Source organism: Synechococcus sp. RS9909, from assembly GCF_014279595.1.
Taxonomy (GTDB): Bacteria; Cyanobacteriota; Cyanobacteriia; order PCC-6307; family Cyanobiaceae; genus Synechococcus_C.
In genome coordinates, this window is sequence record NZ_CP047943.1 from 1,959,990 (window position 1) to 1,979,383 (window position 19,394).

General features: G+C 65.4%; 21 protein-coding genes, 1 tRNA gene and 1 pseudogene. 16 read left to right on the forward strand and 7 right to left on the reverse strand.

Going from position 1 to position 19,394, the window contains the following annotated elements; genetic code table 11:
• Positions 1–5: 5 nt before the first annotated feature.
• Positions 6–1,118 carry a non-hydrolyzing UDP-N-acetylglucosamine 2-epimerase gene (wecB, locus tag SynRS9909_RS10345; protein ID WP_007101795.1) on the reverse strand — a complete coding sequence of 371 codons (1,113 nt, stop codon included), beginning with the start codon at positions 1,116–1,118 and terminating at the stop codon, positions 6–8.
• 119 nt (positions 1,119–1,237) lie between these two features.
• Here wecB and SynRS9909_RS10350 point away from each other — a divergent pair, with 119 nt between their 5' ends.
• Positions 1,238–2,419, forward strand: a complete 1,182-nt coding sequence (locus SynRS9909_RS10350) for a PilT/PilU family type 4a pilus ATPase (RefSeq protein ID WP_038001161.1) — start codon at positions 1,238–1,240, stop codon at positions 2,417–2,419.
• 15 nt (positions 2,420–2,434) lie between these two features.
• Here SynRS9909_RS10350 and SynRS9909_RS10355 read toward each other — a convergent pair whose 3' ends face one another.
• On the reverse strand, positions 2,435–2,659 hold the full coding sequence (locus tag SynRS9909_RS10355) for a high light inducible protein (RefSeq protein ID WP_050752627.1): 225 nt from the start codon (positions 2,657–2,659) through the stop codon (positions 2,435–2,437).
• Between the two features lie 41 nt (positions 2,660–2,700).
• Positions 2,701–3,786: a tRNA (adenosine(37)-N6)-threonylcarbamoyltransferase complex transferase subunit TsaD gene (gene tsaD, locus SynRS9909_RS10360; protein WP_007101792.1), complete on the reverse strand. Its 1,086-nt coding sequence runs from the start codon at positions 3,784–3,786 to the stop codon at positions 2,701–2,703.
• 76 nt (positions 3,787–3,862) lie between these two features.
• Between tsaD and SynRS9909_RS10365 the strand changes: the two genes are divergently transcribed.
• Together SynRS9909_RS10365 and psaJ are read left to right on the forward strand one after the other, a co-directional pair.
• Positions 3,863–4,342, forward strand: coding sequence for a photosystem I reaction center subunit III (PsaF) (locus SynRS9909_RS10365; RefSeq protein ID WP_007101791.1), 480 nt, complete (start codon positions 3,863–3,865; stop codon positions 4,340–4,342).
• 35 nt (positions 4,343–4,377) lie between these two features.
• Positions 4,378–4,497: a photosystem I reaction center subunit IX gene (psaJ, locus tag SynRS9909_RS10370; RefSeq protein ID WP_007101790.1), complete on the forward strand. Its 120-nt coding sequence runs from the start codon at positions 4,378–4,380 to the stop codon at positions 4,495–4,497.
• Between the two features lie 53 nt (positions 4,498–4,550).
• Here the strand turns inward: psaJ and gmk are convergent, their stop codons facing one another.
• Complete coding sequence (gene gmk / locus SynRS9909_RS10375) at positions 4,551–5,120, reverse strand: guanylate kinase (RefSeq protein ID WP_007101789.1); 570 nt, start codon at positions 5,118–5,120, stop codon at positions 4,551–4,553.
• Between the two features lie 61 nt (positions 5,121–5,181).
• Between gmk and SynRS9909_RS10380 the strand changes: the two genes are divergently transcribed.
• Both SynRS9909_RS10380 and tatC read left to right on the forward strand, forming a co-directional pair.
• The gene (locus SynRS9909_RS10380) at positions 5,182–6,930 is read left to right on the forward strand and encodes an NFACT family protein (RefSeq protein ID WP_007101788.1); all 1,749 of its coding nucleotides are present in this window, start codon (positions 5,182–5,184) and stop codon (positions 6,928–6,930) included.
• Positions 6,931–7,032: 102 nt separating this feature from the next.
• A complete protein-coding gene (tatC, locus tag SynRS9909_RS10385) occupies positions 7,033–7,767 on the forward strand; it encodes a twin-arginine translocase subunit TatC (protein ID WP_007101787.1) in 735 nt (244 codons plus the stop codon).
• Here tatC and SynRS9909_RS10390 read toward each other — a convergent pair.
• Complete coding sequence (locus tag SynRS9909_RS10390; protein WP_007101786.1) at positions 7,718–8,062, reverse strand: DUF3067 family protein; 345 nt, start codon at positions 8,060–8,062, stop codon at positions 7,718–7,720. The genes tatC and SynRS9909_RS10390 overlap by 50 nt on opposite strands.
• A 102-nt stretch (positions 8,063–8,164) precedes the next feature.
• Here SynRS9909_RS10390 and petC point away from each other — a divergent pair, with 102 nt between their 5' ends.
• The 6 genes from petC to SynRS9909_RS10420 all read left to right on the forward strand — a co-directional run bounded on the left by petC (position 8,165) and on the right by SynRS9909_RS10420 (position 12,386).
• Positions 8,165–8,701 (forward strand): cytochrome b6-f complex iron-sulfur subunit, encoded by a 537-nt coding sequence (gene petC / locus SynRS9909_RS10395; RefSeq protein WP_007101785.1) that lies wholly within the window; start codon positions 8,165–8,167, stop codon positions 8,699–8,701.
• A 46-nt stretch (positions 8,702–8,747) separates the two neighbouring features.
• Positions 8,748–9,680, forward strand: a complete 933-nt coding sequence (gene petA / locus SynRS9909_RS10400) for a cytochrome f (RefSeq protein WP_007101784.1) — start codon at positions 8,748–8,750, stop codon at positions 9,678–9,680.
• Between the two features lie 20 nt (positions 9,681–9,700).
• Positions 9,701–10,552, forward strand: a complete 852-nt coding sequence (lgt, locus tag SynRS9909_RS10405; protein ID WP_038001883.1) for a prolipoprotein diacylglyceryl transferase — start codon at positions 9,701–9,703, stop codon at positions 10,550–10,552.
• Entirely contained in the window at positions 10,549–11,316 is a 768-nt protein-coding gene (cobM, locus tag SynRS9909_RS10410; protein ID WP_007101782.1) for a precorrin-4 C(11)-methyltransferase, read from the forward strand. The genes lgt and cobM overlap by 4 nt, the downstream gene beginning before the upstream one ends.
• Before the next feature lie 42 nt (positions 11,317–11,358).
• Positions 11,359–11,430: transfer RNA gene (locus SynRS9909_RS10415), tRNA-Val, on the forward strand.
• Between the two features lie 140 nt (positions 11,431–11,570).
• Positions 11,571–12,386 (forward strand): helix-turn-helix domain-containing protein, encoded by an 816-nt coding sequence (locus tag SynRS9909_RS10420; RefSeq protein ID WP_007101781.1) that lies wholly within the window; start codon positions 11,571–11,573, stop codon positions 12,384–12,386.
• Here the strand turns inward: SynRS9909_RS10420 and SynRS9909_RS10425 are convergent.
• Positions 12,349–14,010, reverse strand: a complete 1,662-nt coding sequence (locus SynRS9909_RS10425) for a Ppx/GppA phosphatase family protein (RefSeq protein WP_007101780.1) — start codon at positions 14,008–14,010, stop codon at positions 12,349–12,351. The two genes, SynRS9909_RS10420 and SynRS9909_RS10425, sit on opposite strands and share 38 nt — an antisense overlap.
• Positions 14,011–14,091: 81 nt before the next feature.
• Between SynRS9909_RS10425 and SynRS9909_RS10430 the strand changes: the two genes are divergently transcribed.
• Entirely contained in the window at positions 14,092–15,012 is a 921-nt protein-coding gene (locus SynRS9909_RS10430; RefSeq protein ID WP_007101779.1) for a 4-hydroxybenzoate polyprenyltransferase, read from the forward strand.
• Between the two features lie 18 nt (positions 15,013–15,030).
• Positions 15,031–15,936, forward strand: a pseudogene (locus tag SynRS9909_RS10435) (LD-carboxypeptidase).
• On the opposite strand, the gene ispD reads toward SynRS9909_RS10435, so the two are convergent.
• Positions 15,923–16,600: a 2-C-methyl-D-erythritol 4-phosphate cytidylyltransferase gene (gene ispD / locus SynRS9909_RS10440; RefSeq protein ID WP_038001881.1), complete on the reverse strand. Its 678-nt coding sequence runs from the start codon at positions 16,598–16,600 to the stop codon at positions 15,923–15,925. The pseudogene SynRS9909_RS10435 and the gene ispD sit on opposite strands and share 14 nt — an antisense overlap.
• 73 nt (positions 16,601–16,673) lie before the next feature.
• On the opposite strand from ispD, the gene SynRS9909_RS10445 reads away from it, so the two are divergent.
• From SynRS9909_RS10445 to fabG, 3 genes are read left to right on the forward strand one after another with little or no spacing between them, the layout of a single operon-like run.
• Positions 16,674–17,510 (forward strand): glycosyltransferase family 9 protein, encoded by an 837-nt coding sequence (locus tag SynRS9909_RS10445; RefSeq protein WP_007101776.1) that lies wholly within the window; start codon positions 16,674–16,676, stop codon positions 17,508–17,510.
• On the forward strand, positions 17,510–18,580 hold the full coding sequence (locus tag SynRS9909_RS10450; protein WP_007101775.1) for a TrkA family potassium uptake protein: 1,071 nt from the start codon (positions 17,510–17,512) through the stop codon (positions 18,578–18,580). The genes SynRS9909_RS10445 and SynRS9909_RS10450 overlap by 1 nt, the downstream gene beginning before the upstream one ends.
• Before the next feature lie 46 nt (positions 18,581–18,626).
• Positions 18,627–19,379, forward strand: a complete 753-nt coding sequence (fabG, locus tag SynRS9909_RS10455; protein WP_007101774.1) for a 3-oxoacyl-[acyl-carrier-protein] reductase — start codon at positions 18,627–18,629, stop codon at positions 19,377–19,379.
• Positions 19,380–19,394: the final 15 nt, after the last annotated feature.

Here is a 19,394-nt window from a genome sequence, read left to right on the forward strand (position 1 = left end):
TGTCTTCAGGCCTCCAGCAGGGCCAGTGATGCCTCCAGGATCCGCTGACTGGCCTGGCCATCACCAAAGGGATTCACGGCGCGCGCCATGACGTCATAGGCCTGGGGGTCATCCAACAGGCGCGAGGCCTCGGCTGCGATGGTGGCGGGGTCGGTGCCGACCAAACGGGCGGTTCCCGCATCAACCGCCTCGGGCCGCTCCGTCGTCCGTCGCAACACGAGCACGGGTTTCCCGAGGGCGGGCGCCTCTTCCTGCAGGCCGCCGGAGTCGGTGAGCAAGAGGGTGCACCCCTTCATCGCCGCCACGAGGCGGTCGTAATCCAGGGGCTCGGTGAGCACAACCCGGGGGTGGTCGCCCAGCAAGGCCTGCAGGGGTTCGCGCACGGTGGGATTGCGGTGCAGGGGCAGCAGCAGAGCGGTGTCGGGATGGGAGTCGAGCACCCGCAGCATGCCTTCGGCGATCAGGGCCAGACGCTCACCCCAGTTCTCACGCCGATGCACCGTGGCCAGAATCACCCTCTGCCCCGACCAATCGAGGGGCAGATCCGTGAGCGGTGCCGCCTGTTCCGCCATATGCAGCAGGGCATCAATCACCGTGTTGCCGGTGACCATCACCCGGCCCACCACACCCGACGCCTGAAGATTGGCCTCCGAGCGGGCGGTTGGAGCGAAATGCAGCTGGGCAATCTGGGAGATGAGGCGGCGGTTGGCCTCCTCCGGGAAGGGGTCATAGAGGTTGTCGGTGCGCAGACCGGCCTCCACATGGCCCACGGGAATCTGCTCGTAGAACGCCGCCAGAGCGGCGGCGAAGGCCGTGGTGGTGTCTCCCTGCACCAGCACCAGAGAGGGCGGGAAGGCCTGAAAGTCGTCACGCAAGCCCTGGAGCGCAGCACAGGTGACATGCGTGAGGGTCTGGCGCGGGGCCATCAGGTTGAGATCCTGATCAGCGCGGAGCCCGAACAACTGCATCACCTGCTGCACCATCTCCCGATGCTGCCCGGTGAGCACCACACGGGTCTGCAACCGATCACTGGCCTGGAAGGCCTGAATCACCGGTGCCAGCTTGATGGCCTCCGGTCGCGTTCCCAGAACGATCGTGACCCGCGGCTGGCCAGACATACAGCGAGAGGCGGCTGATCTGGCCGGATCCTAGGGGTGATCTCGTCGCGCCCCCTCGATCACCCTTGCCAGATCCCCACCTGCAGCGAAGCTGATGAAGTGCCGCCTGCCGTCGCCCTTTGACCGATTCGGTTCTGCCGCCGGGATTGGCCCGGTCGCTCCCCACAGCCCGCCGCCCGGAGTCCACGCCCATGCCCACGCCGGTGGGCAGTAGTCCCGCGCCAGAGACCGGCAGCGCCCCCTCGTTGCAGGAGATTGTGAAATGCGCCCACGAGCGAGGCCATTCCGATGTGCATCTGGGGGTGGGGGAGAAGCCCCGCTTCCGGGCCCGCGGCGAGATGGTCCTCACCGACTGGCCCTGCACCGACAGGGCCGTGTTCCAGGGCTGGCTCCGCGAAATCCTCACGCCCCATCAGATCGATTCGTTTCAACGCAGCAAGGAATTCGATGGCTCCCACGCCTTTCCCTTCGTGCGGGTGCGCATCAATCTGCTCGACAGCCTCCACGGGCCGGCGATGGTGCTGCGCCTGATTCCCAAGACGATCCTCAGCCTGGATGATCTGCAACTGCCACCGGTGCTGCGGGAGCTGGCATCGCGGCCGAAGGGCCTGGTGCTGGTGACTGGCCCGACCGGATCCGGCAAGAGCACCACCCTGGCCGCCATGATCGATTGGATTAATCGGAACCAGGCCCGACACATCCTCACGATTGAAGACCCGGTGGAATTCGTGCACGGGAGTCAACGCTCTCTGGTCCGCCACAGGGAGGTTGGACAGCACACACTGAAATTTCACAATGCCCTGCGGGCAGCTCTACGAGAGGACCCCGATGTGATTCTCGTGGGAGAAATTCGCGATCGGGAGACGCTGAGCACGGCCATGGAAGCCTCCCAGACCGGTCACCTGGTGTTCGGGACTCTGCACACCACTTCAGCCGTGAAAACGGTGGAGCGGGTGCTCGGCATGTATGACCCCGACGAGCAGGACAGCGTGCGTCGCGGGTTCTCCGAAGCGCTGCTGGGGGTGATCGCCCAGGGATTGATCCGCACCACTGACGGCCAACGTGCTGCGTATCACGACATCCTGATCAATTCCGATGCTTGCCGTGACTACATCCAGCGGGGGGATCTCGATGAGGTGGAAGAGATCATGAGCCGCAGTGGCTTCGAGGGCATGATCACCCTCAACCAATCCTTGCAGACCCTGGTGGAAGCGGGCCGGGTGGAAGCGGATCAGGCCGTCGCTGTGAGCCTGAAGCCGAATGAGCTGGCCCAGACCCTGCGCGGGCGGAATGGGACGTGACGAGGACCGCCTGAATCAGGAAGGGCTGTCACCGAAGAGGCGCACCAGGAGCAGGGTGGCGAGACCCACGGAGAGACCCAGCATCGCCAGGCGTCCATTCCAGATTTCCGCCTGGGGGGTGAAGCCGCGCCTCCAGGCATTCAGTTCACCACTTGCAACCGGTTGCCGCGCTGCACGCTGCGAACCGGACTCAGAAGACGTGGCCGCAGCAGCGGTTGTGGTTCCCGATTCGGAGGCCATGCCGTTGCGACAGAAGAATTTCAATTCTAAGAATTTCAACCTCAGAACGGTGCCACGGTCGACACCAAAGCCTCGGCCTGCTCCAGGGGCCAACGGGCTGACACTCCAAGGCGAAGCGAACTGAAGCCCTGCGCCCCTCGGAGACGCTGCAGTGCAGCCGCACCCACCATGGCGGCATTATCGGTGCAGAATTCCAAGGGTGCGATCTGAACCTGCACCCCGCAGGCGGCGGCCCGCTGGCTCATTTCTCGGCGCAAGCGGAGATTGGCTGCCACGCCACCCACAAGCACCAAGTGGTGCAGCCCCGCATCCCGGCAGCAGCGCAGGCTCCGCTCCACCAGCACATCCGCCACCACCTGCTCAAAACTGGCGGCAAGATCGGCCCAGACGGCGGCTGCCGCATCGCCATCCACCAGCTCGGCCTTGCAGGCATCCACCTGGCGCAACATCGCTGTTTTCAAGCCACTGAACGAGAAGTCGTAGGGGTGGAAGCCCCCCTCCCGCCGCGACACCCGCCCCTTCGGCAGGGAGAACCGGGAGGCATCACCCTGGGCCGCCAGGGCCTGAATCGCCGGACCGCCCGGGTAAGGGAGGCCAAGCAGCCTTGCCACTTTGTCGAACGCCTCTCCCGCCGCGTCGTCGTGGCTGCGCCCAAGCCGGGTCATCGCACCATCCGCCGCCACCTGGATCAGCTCCGTGTGTCCGCCGCTGACGAGAAGCACCAGGTAAGGAGGCGTTGGAGGGGTGGCGCCCAACAGCACCGAGGCGAGATGTCCCTCCAGGTGGTGCACCCCCAGAAAGGGCTTGCCATGCAGTGCCGCCAGGGTGCGGGCGCTCACCGAACCCACCATCAGAGCGCCCACCAGGCCAGGCGCCACGGTGGCGGCCACGGCATCAAGCGCATCGATTCCAAGCCCGGAGTGTTCGAGAACCTCATCCACCAGCGTGGGCAACGCCTCCACATGGCGGCGGGAGGCGATCTCCGGCACAACCCCACCCCACTGGGCATGCTCCTCCACCTGAGAAGCGATGCGGTGAGCGAGCACCTCAAGGCGGCTGCCGTTCTGCCGCACGACGGCCGCCGCCGACTCGTCACAACTTGTTTCGAGCGCCAGCACTGTCGGCATCGCTTTCCACAGCCTCCCCTACTGTCCGTTTGTGACATCCTGCCGTCCGGGGCAGGCCTAATCAGGAATCGATCCGATGCGTCGTCTCTTCGCCCTTGCGCTTTCGGCCCTGCTCATCGTCGGCTTCGCTCCCGTTGCCAAGGCGGACGTGGCCGGCCTCACCCCCTGCGCTGAAAGTGCTCGCTTCCAGCAGCGTGCAGCTGCTGCCACCACACCTCAGGCCAAAGCTCGTTTCGAGATGTACAGCGAAGCTGTGTGTGGCGACGATGGTTTGCCCCACCTGATCGTGGATGGTCGCTGGAGCCATGCCGGTGATTTCGTCTATCCCGGTCTGATGTTCCTTTATGTGGCTGGTTGCATCGGCTGGGCTGGTCGTGAGTATCTCAAGGCCACCCGCGGCACCAAAGAGCAATACACCAAGGAAATTCAGATCGATCTCCCCCTCGCCCTGAAGAGCTGCATTGCAGCAGCCACCTGGCCCCTGGCAGCATTCGGTGAATTCACGAGCGGCAAGCTTCTTGAAAGCGACAACAAAGTCACTGTGTCGCCCCGCTGAGACCTTTTCACCCTCCACGTTTCTTCTCACTTCCCATGCAGAAATTCCTGACCACCGCCCCTGTGGTTGCCGCGATCTGGTTCACCCTCACCGCCGGCATTCTGATCGAGTGGAATCGCTTTTTCCCCGATCTGCTCTTTCACCCGATGGGTTGATCCCTTCGCCATCAATGAAGCAACAAGAGGGCTTGAGGCCCTCTTTTTTATTGTCAAGCCACCAGACCCATCAAACGCTCCAGCTCGGCAAGGGCGCGATCGAGGTCATCATTCACCACCACGGCGTCGAATTCCGACTGGGCCGCCAGCTCGATGCGCGCCCGCTCGAGGCGACGCTGAATCGCCGCCTCTGCATCCGTTCCCCGACCACGGATCCGACGCTCCAACTCCTCAAAACTGGGCGGCGCCAGGAAGATCTGCTTCGCCGTGGGGAAGGTGCGACGCACCTGACGGGCACCTTCGAGCTCGATCTCCAGCAACACCGGCGTGTCAGCAGCGAGACGCTCCTGCACCGGCTGCCGCGGCGTGCCGTAACAGTTGCCGGCGAATTCAGCCCACTCGAGCAAGCCCCCTTGCCGCACCAGGGCATCGAACTGATCGCGACCGTGAAAGAAATAGTGCTCTCCCTCCCTCTCCCCGGCCCGGGGGGCACGGGTCGTGGCAGACACCGAGAGCCAGACCCGGGGATGGCGCTCCAGCAGTCGGGCCACCAGCGTGCCTTTGCCGACACCGCTCGGGCCGGTGAGCACCGTGAGTCCGGCGGTGGCTGGGGAAGAACCCATGCATTGCGTCCGATCGACCTGCAGGGTAGGAAGACACCTCGCCTGCCAAGCCATCCCCGCCATGGACCTGCCCCCCCGGGATCGTCCCTCAGCCCAGGGGATGGATGTCACCACCGTGCGGGCGGTGGTCAGCGATCTGCGGCGTTGCCTGCTGCCCAGCCGTTTTGAAAAGGCACAACAACCCGATCCCCACAGCCTGCAGCTGGGATTCCGCACCCTGACGGGAATGCTGTGGCTGGAACTGAGCTGGCAAGCCGATCTGCCACGGCTGGTTCTAATCCCTCCACCGCGCCGGAAGGGGGGGGGCAGCACGCTGGCGCAGCAGGTCCAGCACAGCCTGCGACAACTGGCTCTCGTGCAGATCGAGCAACAGGGTTTCGAACGGGTGGTGAGTTTCGCACTCGCCACGCGACCGGGAGACCCGATCCAGCGCCGACTGGTGCTGGAACTGATGGGGCGACACAGCAACCTGATGCTGCTGGATCCGGACCAGCGGATCATCGCCATCGGACGTCAGGTGCGGGACCACCAGTCGCGCGTCCGACCGATCAGCACCGGCGATCTCTACGTGGATCCCCCTGGGCTGCAGGGACAGATCCCCAGCCTGGAGGAGTCGTTCGATCGCTGGAAGCAACGCCTGACCCTTCTGCCGATTCCCCTCGGCAAAGCGCTGAGACAGACCTATCAAGGCATCAGCCCCAGCCTGAGCCTGCAGCTGGCCCACGAGGAACGGAGCCCAGCCGAGCAACTGCTCAGCACGCCGGTCGAGGCGCTGCACACCCCCGACTGGCTCGCGCTGCATGCGCGCTGGCAACTCTGGTTGCAGCAGCTTGAGGCAGGGAGCTTCCGACTCCGTTTTGACGGCCCCACCCCCTACCGGGTCTGGGCCCCCGACGTTGACGGCGAAGCGCCGGAAGCCGACTGCCTCAGCCTCAGCCTTGGTCTCCACTACCGGCACCACAACAGCCAACGCCGGATCGAGCGCCAGGCGAGGGAGCTGCGTCTCCGCCTGGAGCACTGGCGGCAACGGGAACAACGCCAGCTGGAGGATCAGGAGCGCCGACTGCACGACACCGACCAAGCACAAGCCCTGCAGCAGGAAGCCGATGGGCTGCTATGCCACGCCTCCCCCAGCCGCGAGCAGATCGATCGCGCCCAGAAGCTGTATCAGCGGGCTCGCAAGCTGCGGCGAGCCGAGCCGCTTCTTGAGGAGCGCCGGCGCTATCACCAACAGCGTCTGCAGCTGATCGAAGGAAGCGAAGCCTTTCTGGACAACCTGCTCGACGCCCCGTCCGCTGCAGCAGGCGATGGCCTGGATGACACACCCGAGCGCCTTCAGGAGCTGCGCGGCGAACTGGATGAGCTGTTGATGCCGCAGCGGCGGCGCAACCGGGCGGACGAACGACGACACCGCCAGGAGGGACCGCAACCCCTACAACTGCGCAGCCCCAACGGACTGATGATCCAGGTCGGTCGGAACCATCGCCAGAATGACTGGATCAGCCTGCGCCAGGCGCGCCCCGGCGATCTGTGGTTCCACGCGCAGGAATGTCCGGGGAGTCACGTGGTGCTCAAGGCTTCCAGCGGTCTGGCCTCCGAGGAGGACTTGGTGCTGGCTGCCGATCTCGCGGCTCACTTCAGTCGTGCGCGCCGGAATCGCAAGGTGGCCGTGGTGATGGTGCCGGTGGAGCAGCTGCAGCGGATCGCGGGCGCGGCCCCAGGCACGGTGCGTCACCGCGGCGGCGACGTGCGCTGGGCCGAACCGGAACGGATCGCCCAACAACTGCACAGCGGAGGACTCCTAGCCTGAACACTGCTTGGTCACAGCCCCCTGGAACCACCGCCGCCGATTCGCATCCCCAGAGCCACGGCCTCCCAGCCGCCGGGTGATGCACCGCCGGCCGACCGGGACATGCCCCTGGTGGATCACCTGGAGGAGCTGCGCCAACGGGTGTTGCGCAGCCTGCTGGCCGTTGTGCTGGCTGCCCTCGGCTGCCTCCTGGCCGTCAAACCCCTGGTGACCCTGCTGGAGCGCCCTGCCGGCTCGATTCATTTTCTGCAGCTGGCACCAGGCGAATTTCTGTTTGTGTCGTTCAAGGTGGCCGGCTATGCCGGCCTCACCCTGGCCTTGCCCTATGTGCTTTACGAGGGCCTTGCCTTCGTGCTTCCGGGCCTCACTCGAAGGGAACGCCGCCTGATCGCGCCTGCCGTGGCCGGATCGGCTTGCCTGTTTCTCGCCGGTATCGCCTTCGCCTGGTGGGCCCTCGTGCCTGCGGCCCTGCGTTTTCTGGTGAGTTACGGCGCCGATGTGGTCGAACCGCTGTGGTCGATCGAGCGCTACCTGGATTTTGTGCTTCTGCTGATGCTGGCCACCGGACTGGCCTTTCAACTGCCGGTGCTGCAGCTGCTTCTGGGGCTGTTCGGACTGATCACCTGGCGACGGATGCTGGCGGCCTGGCGCTGGGTGGTGCTGGCTGCGGCCCTGGCGGGGGCCGTGCTCACCCCCTCGACGGATCCGATCACCATGCTGCTGCTGGCTGGAGCGATCACCGCCCTGTTTCTGATCGGGGTGGGCCTAGTCGCCCTCACCCAGGGGTTCAAAGCAGAAACTCCTCCAGACGCTCCGCCCCCTGCAGCTGCAGACTGAGAGCCTTGCCGAGCCGGGGCCGATCCCGGGTGGAGGCCAACCACTGCCGCACCGCATCGGCCTGAGCCAAGCGGTTCACCACCTCGAGCACCTCAGCGAGATGGTGCCGATACGCCGTCTCATCCATGGGGAAGGACTGCTGCTCGAGATAGGCCCACATCACCTGCAGATACAAACGGCCTTGCCTAACGACGAGCTGAAGGTCGTAACTCGCCTGCCAGCGCTGCTGAAGACAGGCGATCACCTCCTCCACAGTCAGGGGCTCAGGCACGGTGGCGGGTGAATCAACAAGCACGAAAACAGGCTATGGCGGGAGGTTAAAGCCCAGTCGTTGCAAAGCGTGATGGGCCCTTCAACGTCCATAATGGTCCCCATTCAGTGACGGTTGCCCTCCGCCATGACCCAAGCCTCCTCGAGCGATGTGCCCGGAATGGGTCGTCGGCAGTTCATGAATCTGCTGACCTTTGGATCCGTAACCGGCGTCGCCCTTGGTGCGCTCTACCCGGTTGTGAACTACTTCATCCCCCCGCGGGCCGCCGGTAGTGGCGGCGGCACCGCAGCCAAGGATGAGCTGGGCAATCCCATCACCGCCACCGGCTGGCTGAGCAACCACCCCAGCGGTGACCGCAGCCTGGTGCAGGGCCTCAAGGGTGATCCCACCTATCTGATCGTCGATGGCGACGACGCCATCGGCAGCTATGGCATCAACGCCATCTGCACCCACCTGGGTTGCGTGGTGCCCTGGAACAGCGGTGCCAACAAGTTCATGTGCCCCTGCCACGGCAGCCAGTACGACGCCACCGGCAAAGTGGTGCGTGGGCCGGCCCCCCTGTCGCTTGCGCTTGCCAACGTCAGCGTTGAGGACGACAACGTGTTTGTGAGTCAGTGGACCGACACCGATTTCCGCACGGGCGAGAAGCCCTGGTGGGTCTGAGCCACACCCAGCCTGTCCCTCCTTCCCACCCGCCGTTCCGCCACCGATGCGTCGCCTTCTCTCCCCTCTCCTCGCCGCCCTCATCGTCGGCGTTTCCGTGTTCACCGCCCCGACAGCCAGCTGGGCCTACCCCTTCTGGGCCCAGCAGAACTACGACTCTCCCCGTGAGGCCACCGGCAAGATCGTTTGCGCCAACTGCCACCTGGCCAAGAAACTCACCCAGGCGGAGGTGCCCCAATCGGTTCTTCCCGACAGCGTCTTCAAGGCTGTGGTGAAGATCCCCTACGACACCAGCGTTCCGGAGATTGGCGCCGACGGCAGCGACGTGCCCCTGCAGGTGGGTGCGGTGGTGATGCTTCCCGATGGCTTCAGCCTCGCCCCCCAGGACCGCTGGACTGATGACATCAAGGAAGAAACCGAAGGGGTGTATTTCACCCAGTACAGCGACGATCAGCCCAACGTGATCCTCGTCGGTCCGATCCCAGGCGATCAGCATCAGGAGATTGTCTTCCCGATCCTTTCACCCGATCCCGCCACGGATAGCAACATCCACTTCGGCAAATATTCCATCCACGTGGGCGGCAACCGTGGCCGTGGCCAGGTCTATCCCACCGGTGACAAGAGCAACAACACCGTGTTCACCGCGCCTGGAGCTGGCCGGATCAGCGCCATTGAGGCAGGTGACAATGGTGCCAGCGTCGTAACGATCACGGCTGCCGATGGAAGCGAAGTCAGCGAAACCATTCCCGTCGGTCCTCAACTTCTTGTCGCCATTGGCGATGAGGTGGAGGCGGGTGCTGCACTCACCAATGATCCCAATGTGGGTGGTTTTGGCCAGCTCGATACGGAAGTGGTTCTCCAGAATCCGGTGCGCATCTATGGCCTGCTCGCCTTCTTCGCTGCGGTTGCCCTGGCCCAGATCATGCTGGTGTTGAAGAAAAGACAGATCGAGAAAGTGCAGGCAGCTGAGGGCGTTTGATCACCGTGTCCCTCGTTGCCATGTTCACCTCCCCTGGGCCCGAGCTTGTGCAGCTCGGGCCTTTTGTCTTGCGGTGGTACGGGCTGCTGATCGCCCTGGCGGTGCTGATCGGGCTCAACCTCTCCAGCTGGCTCGCCAAACAACGCCATCTGGAGCAGGGGCTGATTAGCGATCTGCTGCCGATTCTGGTGCTGGCGGCGGTCGTAGGCGCCCGCCTGTATTACGTCGCCTTTGAATGGCGCAACTATCAGGGAGCCTGGTGGGAAGCCTTCGCCATCTGGCGCGGCGGCATCGCAATCCACGGCGCCCTGCTCGCCGGTACTGTCGCTGTGATCCTGTTCTGCCGCTGGCGGCGCCAACCACTCTGGGATGTGCTGGATGTGCTTGTTCCGTCGGTGGTCCTCGGGCAGGCGATTGGTCGCTGGGGCAACTTCTTCAACTCCGAAGCCTTCGGTGTGCCCACCGATTTACCCTGGAAATTGTTCATTGCCTACCCCAACCGGCCGGCCGTCTTCGCCGATGCCGAGTTCTTCCATCCCACCTTTCTGTATGAATCTGTCTGGAATCTGGGGGTGTTCGGCCTCTTGATGGTCCTGTTCGTGCGTGGCCATCGCGGTCGTCTCGTGCTTCCCGCCGGTGCTCTCAGTTGCCTTTACCTGCTCACCTACAGCCTTGGCCGCTTCTGGATCGAAGGCCTGCGCATCGACCCCCTCTGCCTCAGGGGCCTTCCCCCCTTTTGCGATGGAGGCCTGCGCATGGCGCAATTGATGAGCCTCGCCCTGATCGCTCTGGCCGGCGTGGGGCTGTGGTGGCTCTACGGGCGGAAGCGTCCCCTGCCTGATCCCTGCGGACATCGAAGAGAAGCTGCATGACCCAAACCGATGCTCTGGTTTCCATCGTGGGAGCCGGTCCAGGTGCTCCCGATCTGCTCACCAGACGCGCCGAAGACCGCATCCGCTCCGCCGATGTGCTGATCTGGACCGATTCACTCGTTTCGCCCGAAATCGCCGCCCTGGCAGGGCCGGATTGCGAACGGATCCGCAGCAGCACCCTGACCCTCGAGGATGTGGTGCCCCTGATGATCGATCGCGTCCGGCAGGGCCTGCGCGTGGTGCGTCTTCACGATGGCGATCCCTGTCTGTATGGCGCTCTTACGGAACAGATCTGCGGGCTGGCCGATGCCGGCATCGATACGGAGGTGGTGCCGGGCCTCAGCGCCTACCAGGCGACGGCCTCCGCGCTGAAGGCGGAACTCACCATCCCTGGCCTGGTGCAAACAATCGTGCTCAGCCGGGCCGGGGGTCGCACCGGTGTGCCGGAGACCGAGACGCTCGAGCAGCTGGCGCGGTTAAGGGCCTCGCTCTGCCTCTATCTGAGTGCTCGCCATGTCGAGGAAGTGCAGGCGACCCTTCTGGAGCACTATCCCGCCGACACCCCCGTCGCCATCGGCTACAGGGTCAGCTGGCCCGACCAATGGCTGCAGGTGGTGCCGCTGGAGCGCATGGCGCAGACTTCACAGGAGCGGGGATTGATTCGTACAACCCTGTACGCGATCAGCCCAGCGCTGACGGCCCACGGCCATCGCTCCAAGCTCTATTCACCGGAACACGACCACCTCTTCCGTCCGCAGCGCTGACGGCTCGGGGGCTGCCGATGGTGGTTTAAGATTCCGTTGTACGGGCGATTAGCACAGTGGTAGCGCACTTCCTTCACACGGAAGGGGTCACTGGTTCGAATCCAGTATCGCCCATGTCTTGATCAACGATCGACTGATCGGTTCGCCACGATCCCATCATGATTGTTGACGATGACAGAACAGGTCACTGCATTTAAGGTTAGAGGCCTTTGCTTTGGGTCTTCATGGGAGCGAGTCATGGCCATGATTCCTCCATGCTCACCTCTGCTGAGGAGGCTGATTCGACAGCCGCTGATTCAACAGCCACAGTCACCGGTCTCACTGCTGCTGGTTTGGCCCTGCGGCAGGCTCGCGAGGCCCGGAGCCTGAGCCTCCACGATCTGGCAGGCAACCTGCGCATGGGCGAAGAGCAGCTGGCAGCTCTGGAGGCCGGCGACCGCGCCAATCTGCCTGAAGCGGTGTTCATCAAGGCGATGGTGCGACGCGTCGCCGACAAACTTGGACTGGAGCCCGACGCGCTCGTCAGGGGCCTCACCGATCTTGATCAGGAGCGCTCCCGAACCAAGGAGACCCCCTCCAGATCCATTGCCGCGCCGCGCAGCAAGAGCCAGGCGCGCCCGACGCCACAACGCCGACCCGGATGGCTGGGGCTCGCGACCCTGTCGGGGTTGATTGCCATCGCAGCCGTGATCGCCGGGCTGTTCAGCCTGAACAGGATCACCCCGGAACCCTCCACCGCCGCCCAACCAAGCGAAGCCACAGCGGTCGAGCCACCGACGCCCCCCCAGCCTCCGGCAGCAGTCCCCACCGTGACGGTCACATCCCAGGAGCCCAGCTGGCTGATGATCCGCAACGCCAAAGGCGCCATCCTCTTTGAGGGCATGCTGAAAAGCAGCACCACCCTGCGTGGTGAGCGGGGGGTTGAAATCTATGCCGGACGGCCTGATCTGGTGAAGGTGAGCACCGGAGAGGGAAACAACGCCTCCACAGCCCGGACCCTCGGGAAGATCGATGACGTGCGCTGGTATCGGGTCACTGCTGAACCATCACCGTCAGATTCAGCCCTGTGATCTCACGGAGCACCGGGGCACAGCTCTCCAGACTCCATTGCTCCAGGCTGATGTTCTGATTCACGCGCTCGGGAATCAGGCCGAGCTGGAGCTCTTGGCCCGTAACCTCGGCCTGAATCGAGGCCACCACAGGCTCCGGGCGACGGTCGAGCGCTGCCGCCAGGCGCAGCAACAGGGCCATCTCCGACACCGTGGTGCGATTGGCACGAGACTGCAGCGCCTGCCAGGCTTCATGCCGTTTCTTCGGCAGGCTGCGGCGGTGATAACGGGCAATGGCAGCCACCATCAAGTGCTCCGCCTCTGAGTAACCCAGCAATTCGCCGTGGCGAATCAGATACCAGGAATGCTTGTGGTAGGCACTGAGATTGATGTGTTGGCCGCAGGTGTGGAGCATGGCGGCCGCCCAGAGCAGATCACGGCCAGGCCCCTCATCACGATGCAGGCGGCCACGGGTGGCGTCATAGAGGCTGAGAGCATGGGAAGCGACCCGTTCGGCCCGCAGCTGATTGACGGCGAACCGCTGCACCTGATGGATGACGGTGCGCTGGCGGATGCTGCTCTGAAAACTGAAGCGATCCTCGAGCAAGCCATGCCGGAGCATCCAGTCGACGATCAACCCCTCCCGGAGCGCCCGCTCGCTGAGCACCAGCTCCTGGACGGCGAGCATCTGCATGGTGGTCTGCAGGATCAGCGCACCCGGCACGATGATTTCGGCGCGGCGGTCGTTGATTGGAGCCAGGGCGCGGCGCTGCTCCGGTGACATGTCGACCAGTTTGTCGACGACGCGATCCAGCCTCTGCCTGGAGATGCGATACCCATGCAGCTTCAGCGGGGGTCGCTCCTCCTCACTGGCAGCGAGCGCCCCGATGGCCATGGCGGTGCCACTGGTGGCCACCATCACGGGGGTCTCACCGGGCTTGATCCGCCGCCGCACCTTGTCGACCGCCGGCTCCAGCGATCCCTGAATGAACGCCTGCAGGAAGGCCCGCCTCTGGGCCGGCATCGGATCGTGCTTCACGAAATCCCGCTGCAGGCGCACAGCACCCACCCGGGTGCTGGTGAGCGCCCGGGCATCACGGCCATCAGCAAGGATCAACTCCGTGGAGCCACCGCCGATATCCAGGAGCAGGTGGGGACGGTCCCCGAATGGCATCCCCGACAACACACCCAGGTAAATCAGCCGCGCCTCCTCCGGGCCACTGACCAGATCCACCTCCAGATCCAGCTCCTCCTTCACCATCTGAAGAAACTCCCGGCCGTTGGGTGCTTCCCGCACGGCACTGGTGGCGGCTGTCACCACCTGCTCCACCTGATGGCTGGCGGCGAGGTCGCGGAAGCGCCGCAGCGTTTCCAGGGCCCTGGCCATCGCCGCATCGGTGAGCTTACCGCTGTCGGGATCACGCTCACCCAGCCGGGTAGTGGATTTCTCCGCCAGTTCGATGCTGAAAGTGTGCAGGCTGGGATCAACGGCAGCCACCAGAAGGTGGGTGGAATTGGTGCCGATATCGATCGCCGCCACCTGGCGAAGCCGGCGGCCATTGCGCAGCACTCCCTGGGGGGAAGGGGCCGCCTCCATCTCGGCCGTCACTGGCTCGCGCAGCGCGGAGGGGTCGGCACCCGCCATGGAGCAGCAGTCGTCAATCCGCCCCACTCTGCCACCGCTTCCCCAGCCGCTTCCGACTGCGGCCCTGGTCACGCGATGCCTATGGTTTCGCAGTCGCAGAGCGTCGTGAGCAGCGCCTTGTCCCGTTCCGACCTCACCGCCTGGATCCAGCTGCTGCGTTGGAACAAACCCACGGGTCGCCTGATCCTGCTGATTCCGGCGGGCTGGAGTTTGTGGCTGGCACCCACCGCCCCACCCTCTCCCTCCCTGGTGCTGTGGATCGTGCTGGGGGGCGTGGCCATCAGTGGCGCCGGCTGCATCGCCAACGACCTCTGGGATCGACGCTTCGATCGAGAGGTGGCCCGCACCCGAAACCGCCCCCTGGCCCAGGGGAAGCTCTCGCTCACCTCGGCGTTTGCTGCGCTGGTGCTGCTGCTGCTGCTCGGCCTGGCGGTGGTGCTGGCGTTGCCGGCGACCAGCCGACTGACCTGTCTGCTGCTGGCGATTCTGGCCTTACCCCCGATCCTTCTCTATCCATCAGCGAAACGCTGGCTTGCCTATCCCCAGGCGGTTCTCGCCCTCTGCTGGGGATTCGCCGTCCTGATTCCCTGGGCCGCCAGCGGTGCCAGCCTGCAGGCCTCCTGGCCTTTACTCGGCTGCTGGATGGCCACCCTGCTCTGGACCTTCGGGTTCGACACCGTTTATGCCATGGCAGACCGGCCTGACGATGCCCGTCTGGGCCTGAACAGCAGCGCCCTGAGCCTGGGCCATCGCGCCGTGCGCGTGGTGCGCATCAGCTACGCCCTCACCAGCCTCTGCCTGGCGATCGCCGCCTGGCAGGGTGGGCTGGGCTGGCCGTTCTGGCCCTGCTGGCTCCTCGCCAGCGTTGGCATGCAGCGCGCTGCGGGCGAGCTGCGCGGCGATCAGTCCCAGCCGATGGCCCTCTTCGGACGCCATTTCCAGCAGCAGGTCTGGCTCGGATCCCTACTGCTCCTGGGTCTGATCCTGGGCAGGATCAGCTGACCCATCGCCGCAACCACCTTGGCTCCTCGCCCCGATCACCGGGCTGTGCTGCCGCCCCCCCAACCCTTGCAGCAGGGTGATGGCGTCGCCGTGGTGGCCGCCAGTTCCGCCCTTGACGATCCCAGTGCCCTTCAGGCCGGCCTCGATCTGCTGACGTCCTGGGGATTGGAGGTGAGACCGCACAAGACAAGCGGGCGCCGCTGGGGCTATCTGGCCGGGACGGATCAAGAGCGCCGCGCCGATCTCACGCCCACGCTCCCCGCCCGGCTGCTGGCCTGTGCCCGTGGCGGCTGGGGGGCAGCCCGGCTGCTGGAGGAGCCGCTGCACTGGACTCCGGGATGGCTGCTGGGTTTCTCCGATGTGACCGCCCTGCTCTGGGCCCGCTTGGCCGCCGGCATCCCCGGCGGCGTGCATGGCCCCCTGCTCACCACACTGGCCAGCTAACCGGGCTGGAGCCAGCAGCGCCTGCGCGATCTGTTGTTTGGTCAGCCCATTCCCCCCCTGCAGGGCTGCAGCTGGCGCGGTGGCCGGGGCCGCGGCCCCCTGGTGGTAGCGAATCTCACAGTGGCCAGTCACCTGCTCGGCAGCAGCCACGTTCCCCAACTCGACGGGGCGATTCTGGTGCTGGAAGACGTTGGCGAAGCGCCCTATCGGCTCGATCGCATGCTCACCCACTGGCGGCTGCTTGGCCTGCTGCAGAACCTGGCCGGCCTTGGCTTCGGTCGCTTCAGCGGCTGCGATGAACGGGACGGGGAGCGCTCCGGCTTCCAGCTGGAGGACGTGTTGCGGGAGCGGACGGCCGACCTGGCCATCCCGCTGCTGGGCGAGCTGCCCGTGGGCCACGGTGCGGGCGGCAATGCGGCGCTGCCCCTGGGCCGGATGGCGGAACTCGATGGCGATCGGGGCCTGCTCAGCCTGCTCTGAGCGCCAGCACCGCCTCCGCCACGGTGAGATCAAAGGGCGTCGTGACCTTGATGTTGGCGGGGCCGGCCTCCAGCACGCGCACCTGCCAGCCCAGCCGTTCATACAGCGAGGCATCGTCGGTGACAGTCCAGCCCTGCTCGAGCGCTTGGCGGTGCCCCTGCCGCAGCTGCTCCACGGCAAACCCCTGGGGAGTCTGCGCCGCCCAGAGGCTGGAGCGATCCGGCGTTGCTGTGATCCGCCCCGCCGCATCCACACGCTTGATCGTGTCGGTCACGGGGGTGGCGGCAATCACCGCTTCTCCCGCCTTCACCGCTGAAGCACAGCGATTGAACAGCTCCGGCTCCACCAGGCAACGCGCTCCGTCGTGAATGAGCACATGCACGGCCTCCGCCGGCAGGGCTGCCAGACCTCGCTCCACAGACTGCTGGCGGGTGCTGCCCCCCTCGATCCAGATCACCGGCTTGGCCGTGTCGCGCATCAGCGGGGCGATGGCGACCTGATCCACCGGTTGGCCAACGATGCCGATCCAGGAAATGGACGAGGCCTGCAACGCCGCCTCCAGGGTCCAGGCCAGCACCGGCCTCCCGGCCAATGGCAGGAGCAGCTTGTTGCACTCGGCACCCATGCGACGTCCACTGCCTGCGGCGGCGATCAACAGATGCACAAGCGACTCCTCGGACCAGCGGGCGGAAACGGCCTCCATACAATCAGCTCGCACCGTTCTGTGCTGCTGGTTCATGCGTGTTCTTGCCCTCAGTCCGGGGAGTGTTCAGCAGCAACTCCAACGCCTACCGGCCCTGGCGGCGGTGGCGGAGCAACTGGGCGGCACGCTGCAGGTGGCGGCACCCGCCGCCAGCCGCGAGGTGTGGACGCTGCTTCCCGCCATGGAGAAGCTGATTCCCTTCCCTTTCGAGGCAGCGCCAACGCTCGCCGACTGGGCCAACCTGCTGGGCTCCGTGCGCGAGCCGGATTTTCAGGTGTGCCTCAATTTTGCGGAGGGGCGTCAGGTGAATCTGATGCTGTCGATGAGTCACATCCCCACCCGCATCGCCAGCAGCGGCTTCGCCAGCACGGCCATCGCCAGGCCCACAGAGGGCTGGCCCGCTCAACAGCCGCAAGGCTTCCTCGCGGCCATCGGTTTGTCGCTCGATGCCAACAGCTTTCGCCTCTCCCTTCCAGCCACAGCACTGAACGAAGCCCGAGACCAGCAACCGGCCGGCGAGGGGCCGATGCTGCTGCTCGCTCCAGGCGGCGGAAGCCATGACTGGCCGGCGGAGCGTTGGCACAGCCTTCCCGACACGATCCGCACCCGGCTGGCCAACCTGCGTTGCCATGCACTGCCACCGGGCGGGTCTCTGCTCAGCCGTGCGGCTTCGATCGCCAGCGCTGATGTGGTGCTCAGCAGCTGCCCGATCAGCCAGCTGCTCGCTGTTTATAGCGGCGTGCCTCTGGTGGCCCTTGGCGCCGACCCACAGCAGCTACCCGCCCGTGAAGGGCTCAAGGCCCTCCGAGCCCCTGCCGGCGGCCTGCCATCCCTCGATCCCCAGGATGTGCTGAGCGCGCTGGGCTTCTGATGCCAAGCCCGGCGCCACGCCTGCCCCAGCTCAAGCGTCTGGCCAGACCGTGGCTGCTGCCGGTGCTCGCTCTGGCGGCGGTGATCTGCGGCGGTGCTCTGGGCTACCGCATCACCGAAGGCTGGGACTGGGGGGATTGCCTCTGGATGGTGTTGATCACCATCACCACGATCGGCTACGGCGAAGTGGAGCCGCTCTCTCAGGCCGGCAGGTTGGTGACGGTGCTGATCATTGCCGGTGGCCTGGTGGTGGTGCAGCTCTCGATTCAGCGCCTCCTGGGGCTGACAGAATCCGGCTATTTCCGGCAGTTGCGCGAGCTGCGCTTCCGGCGGATCCTGCGGCGCATGCACAACCACGTCATTCTCTGTGGCTACGGCCGCATCGGCCGTGAGATCAGTGCCCAGCTGCAGTTGGACAACGTCCCTGTTCTGGTGGTGGAACTGGATCCGGAACGGCGACAAGCCGCGGAGGAGAGCGGCCTGCGGGTGCTTCAGGCGGATGCCACCCTCGATGAAACCCTGCTGGAGGCTGGTCTCGAACGCTGCCGAAGCCTTGTCGCCGCCCTGCCGAGCAACGCGGCCAATCTCTATGTGGTGTTGAGTGCCCGCGGACTCAAGCCCCGCTGCCGGCTGATCGCCAGGGCCGACAGTGAAGAATCAGCCGCAAAATTGCGCCTGGCAGGAGCGAATGTGGTGGTGAGTCCCTACGTGGCCGGAGGGCGGATGATGGCTGCCACCGCCCTCCGGCCCCTGGCGGTGGACTTCATGGATCTGCTGGCGGGGTCGGATTGCGAGATCGAGGAATTTCAGCTCAGCAATGATCCTTTGTTGCTGCATCACCTGCCTGGGCGCAGCCTGTCGGAACTGCAGCTGGGACGCCGCACCGGAGCGATGGTGCTGGCCATCCGCGACCGGGGCCGCCTGATCGCCAATCCGGGCGGCGATGTGGTGCTGGCACCCGGTCAATTGCTGGTGGTGCTTGGCAGCAAGGGCCAACTGCGGTTGTTGCGGGATCTGCTCGGTTCCGCCGTCGACATGGTGGAAACGATGGGGCGCACGGGGGGCGGCTGATCCCTGCTTACGATCCCGGGCGATCGATCACCGTTGCCGCGCTGCCATGACCACCTCAGCCCCCATGACCGGCCAGACGGCGATCGTGACCGGAGCCAGCCGCGGCATCGGTCGTTGCGTGGCTCTAGCGCTGGCCGATGCGGGGGCTGAGGTGGTGGTGAACTACGCCCGTTCTGCCGAGGCGGCTGAGGCCGTGGTAGCGGAGATCCTCGAGGCCGGCGGCCAGGCCTATGCCCTCAAGGCCGACGTGGCCGAAGAACACGCGGTGGAGGCCATGGTCAAAACCGCGCTCGAGCGCAGCGGCCGCATCGATGTGCTGATCAACAACGCCGGCATCACCCGCGACGGCCTGCTGATGCGCATGAAGACGGACGACTGGCAAGCCGTGATCAACCTCAATCTCACCGGCGTCTTCCTCTGCACCCGCGCCGTGACGCGCACCATGCTCAAGCAGAAAAGCGGCCGGATCATCAACATCACCTCCGTGGTGGGATTGATGGGCAATGCGGGCCAGGCGAACTATGCCGCCGCCAAAGCGGGTGTGGTGGGCCTCACCCGCAGTGCCGCCAAGGAGATGGCGAGCCGCGGCATCACCGTCAATGCCGTGGCACCGGGTTTCATCGCCACCGACATGACCAAGGATCTCGACGCCGAGGGCATCCTTGCGGCCATTCCTCTGGGGCGGTTCGGCAATCCGGACCAGGTGGCGGGCGCCGTGCGCTTTCTCGCGGCCGATCCAGCTGCTGCCTACATCACCGGCCAGGTGCTGCAGGTGGATGGGGGCATGGTGATGGGCTGATCGGGCCGCCCTCCT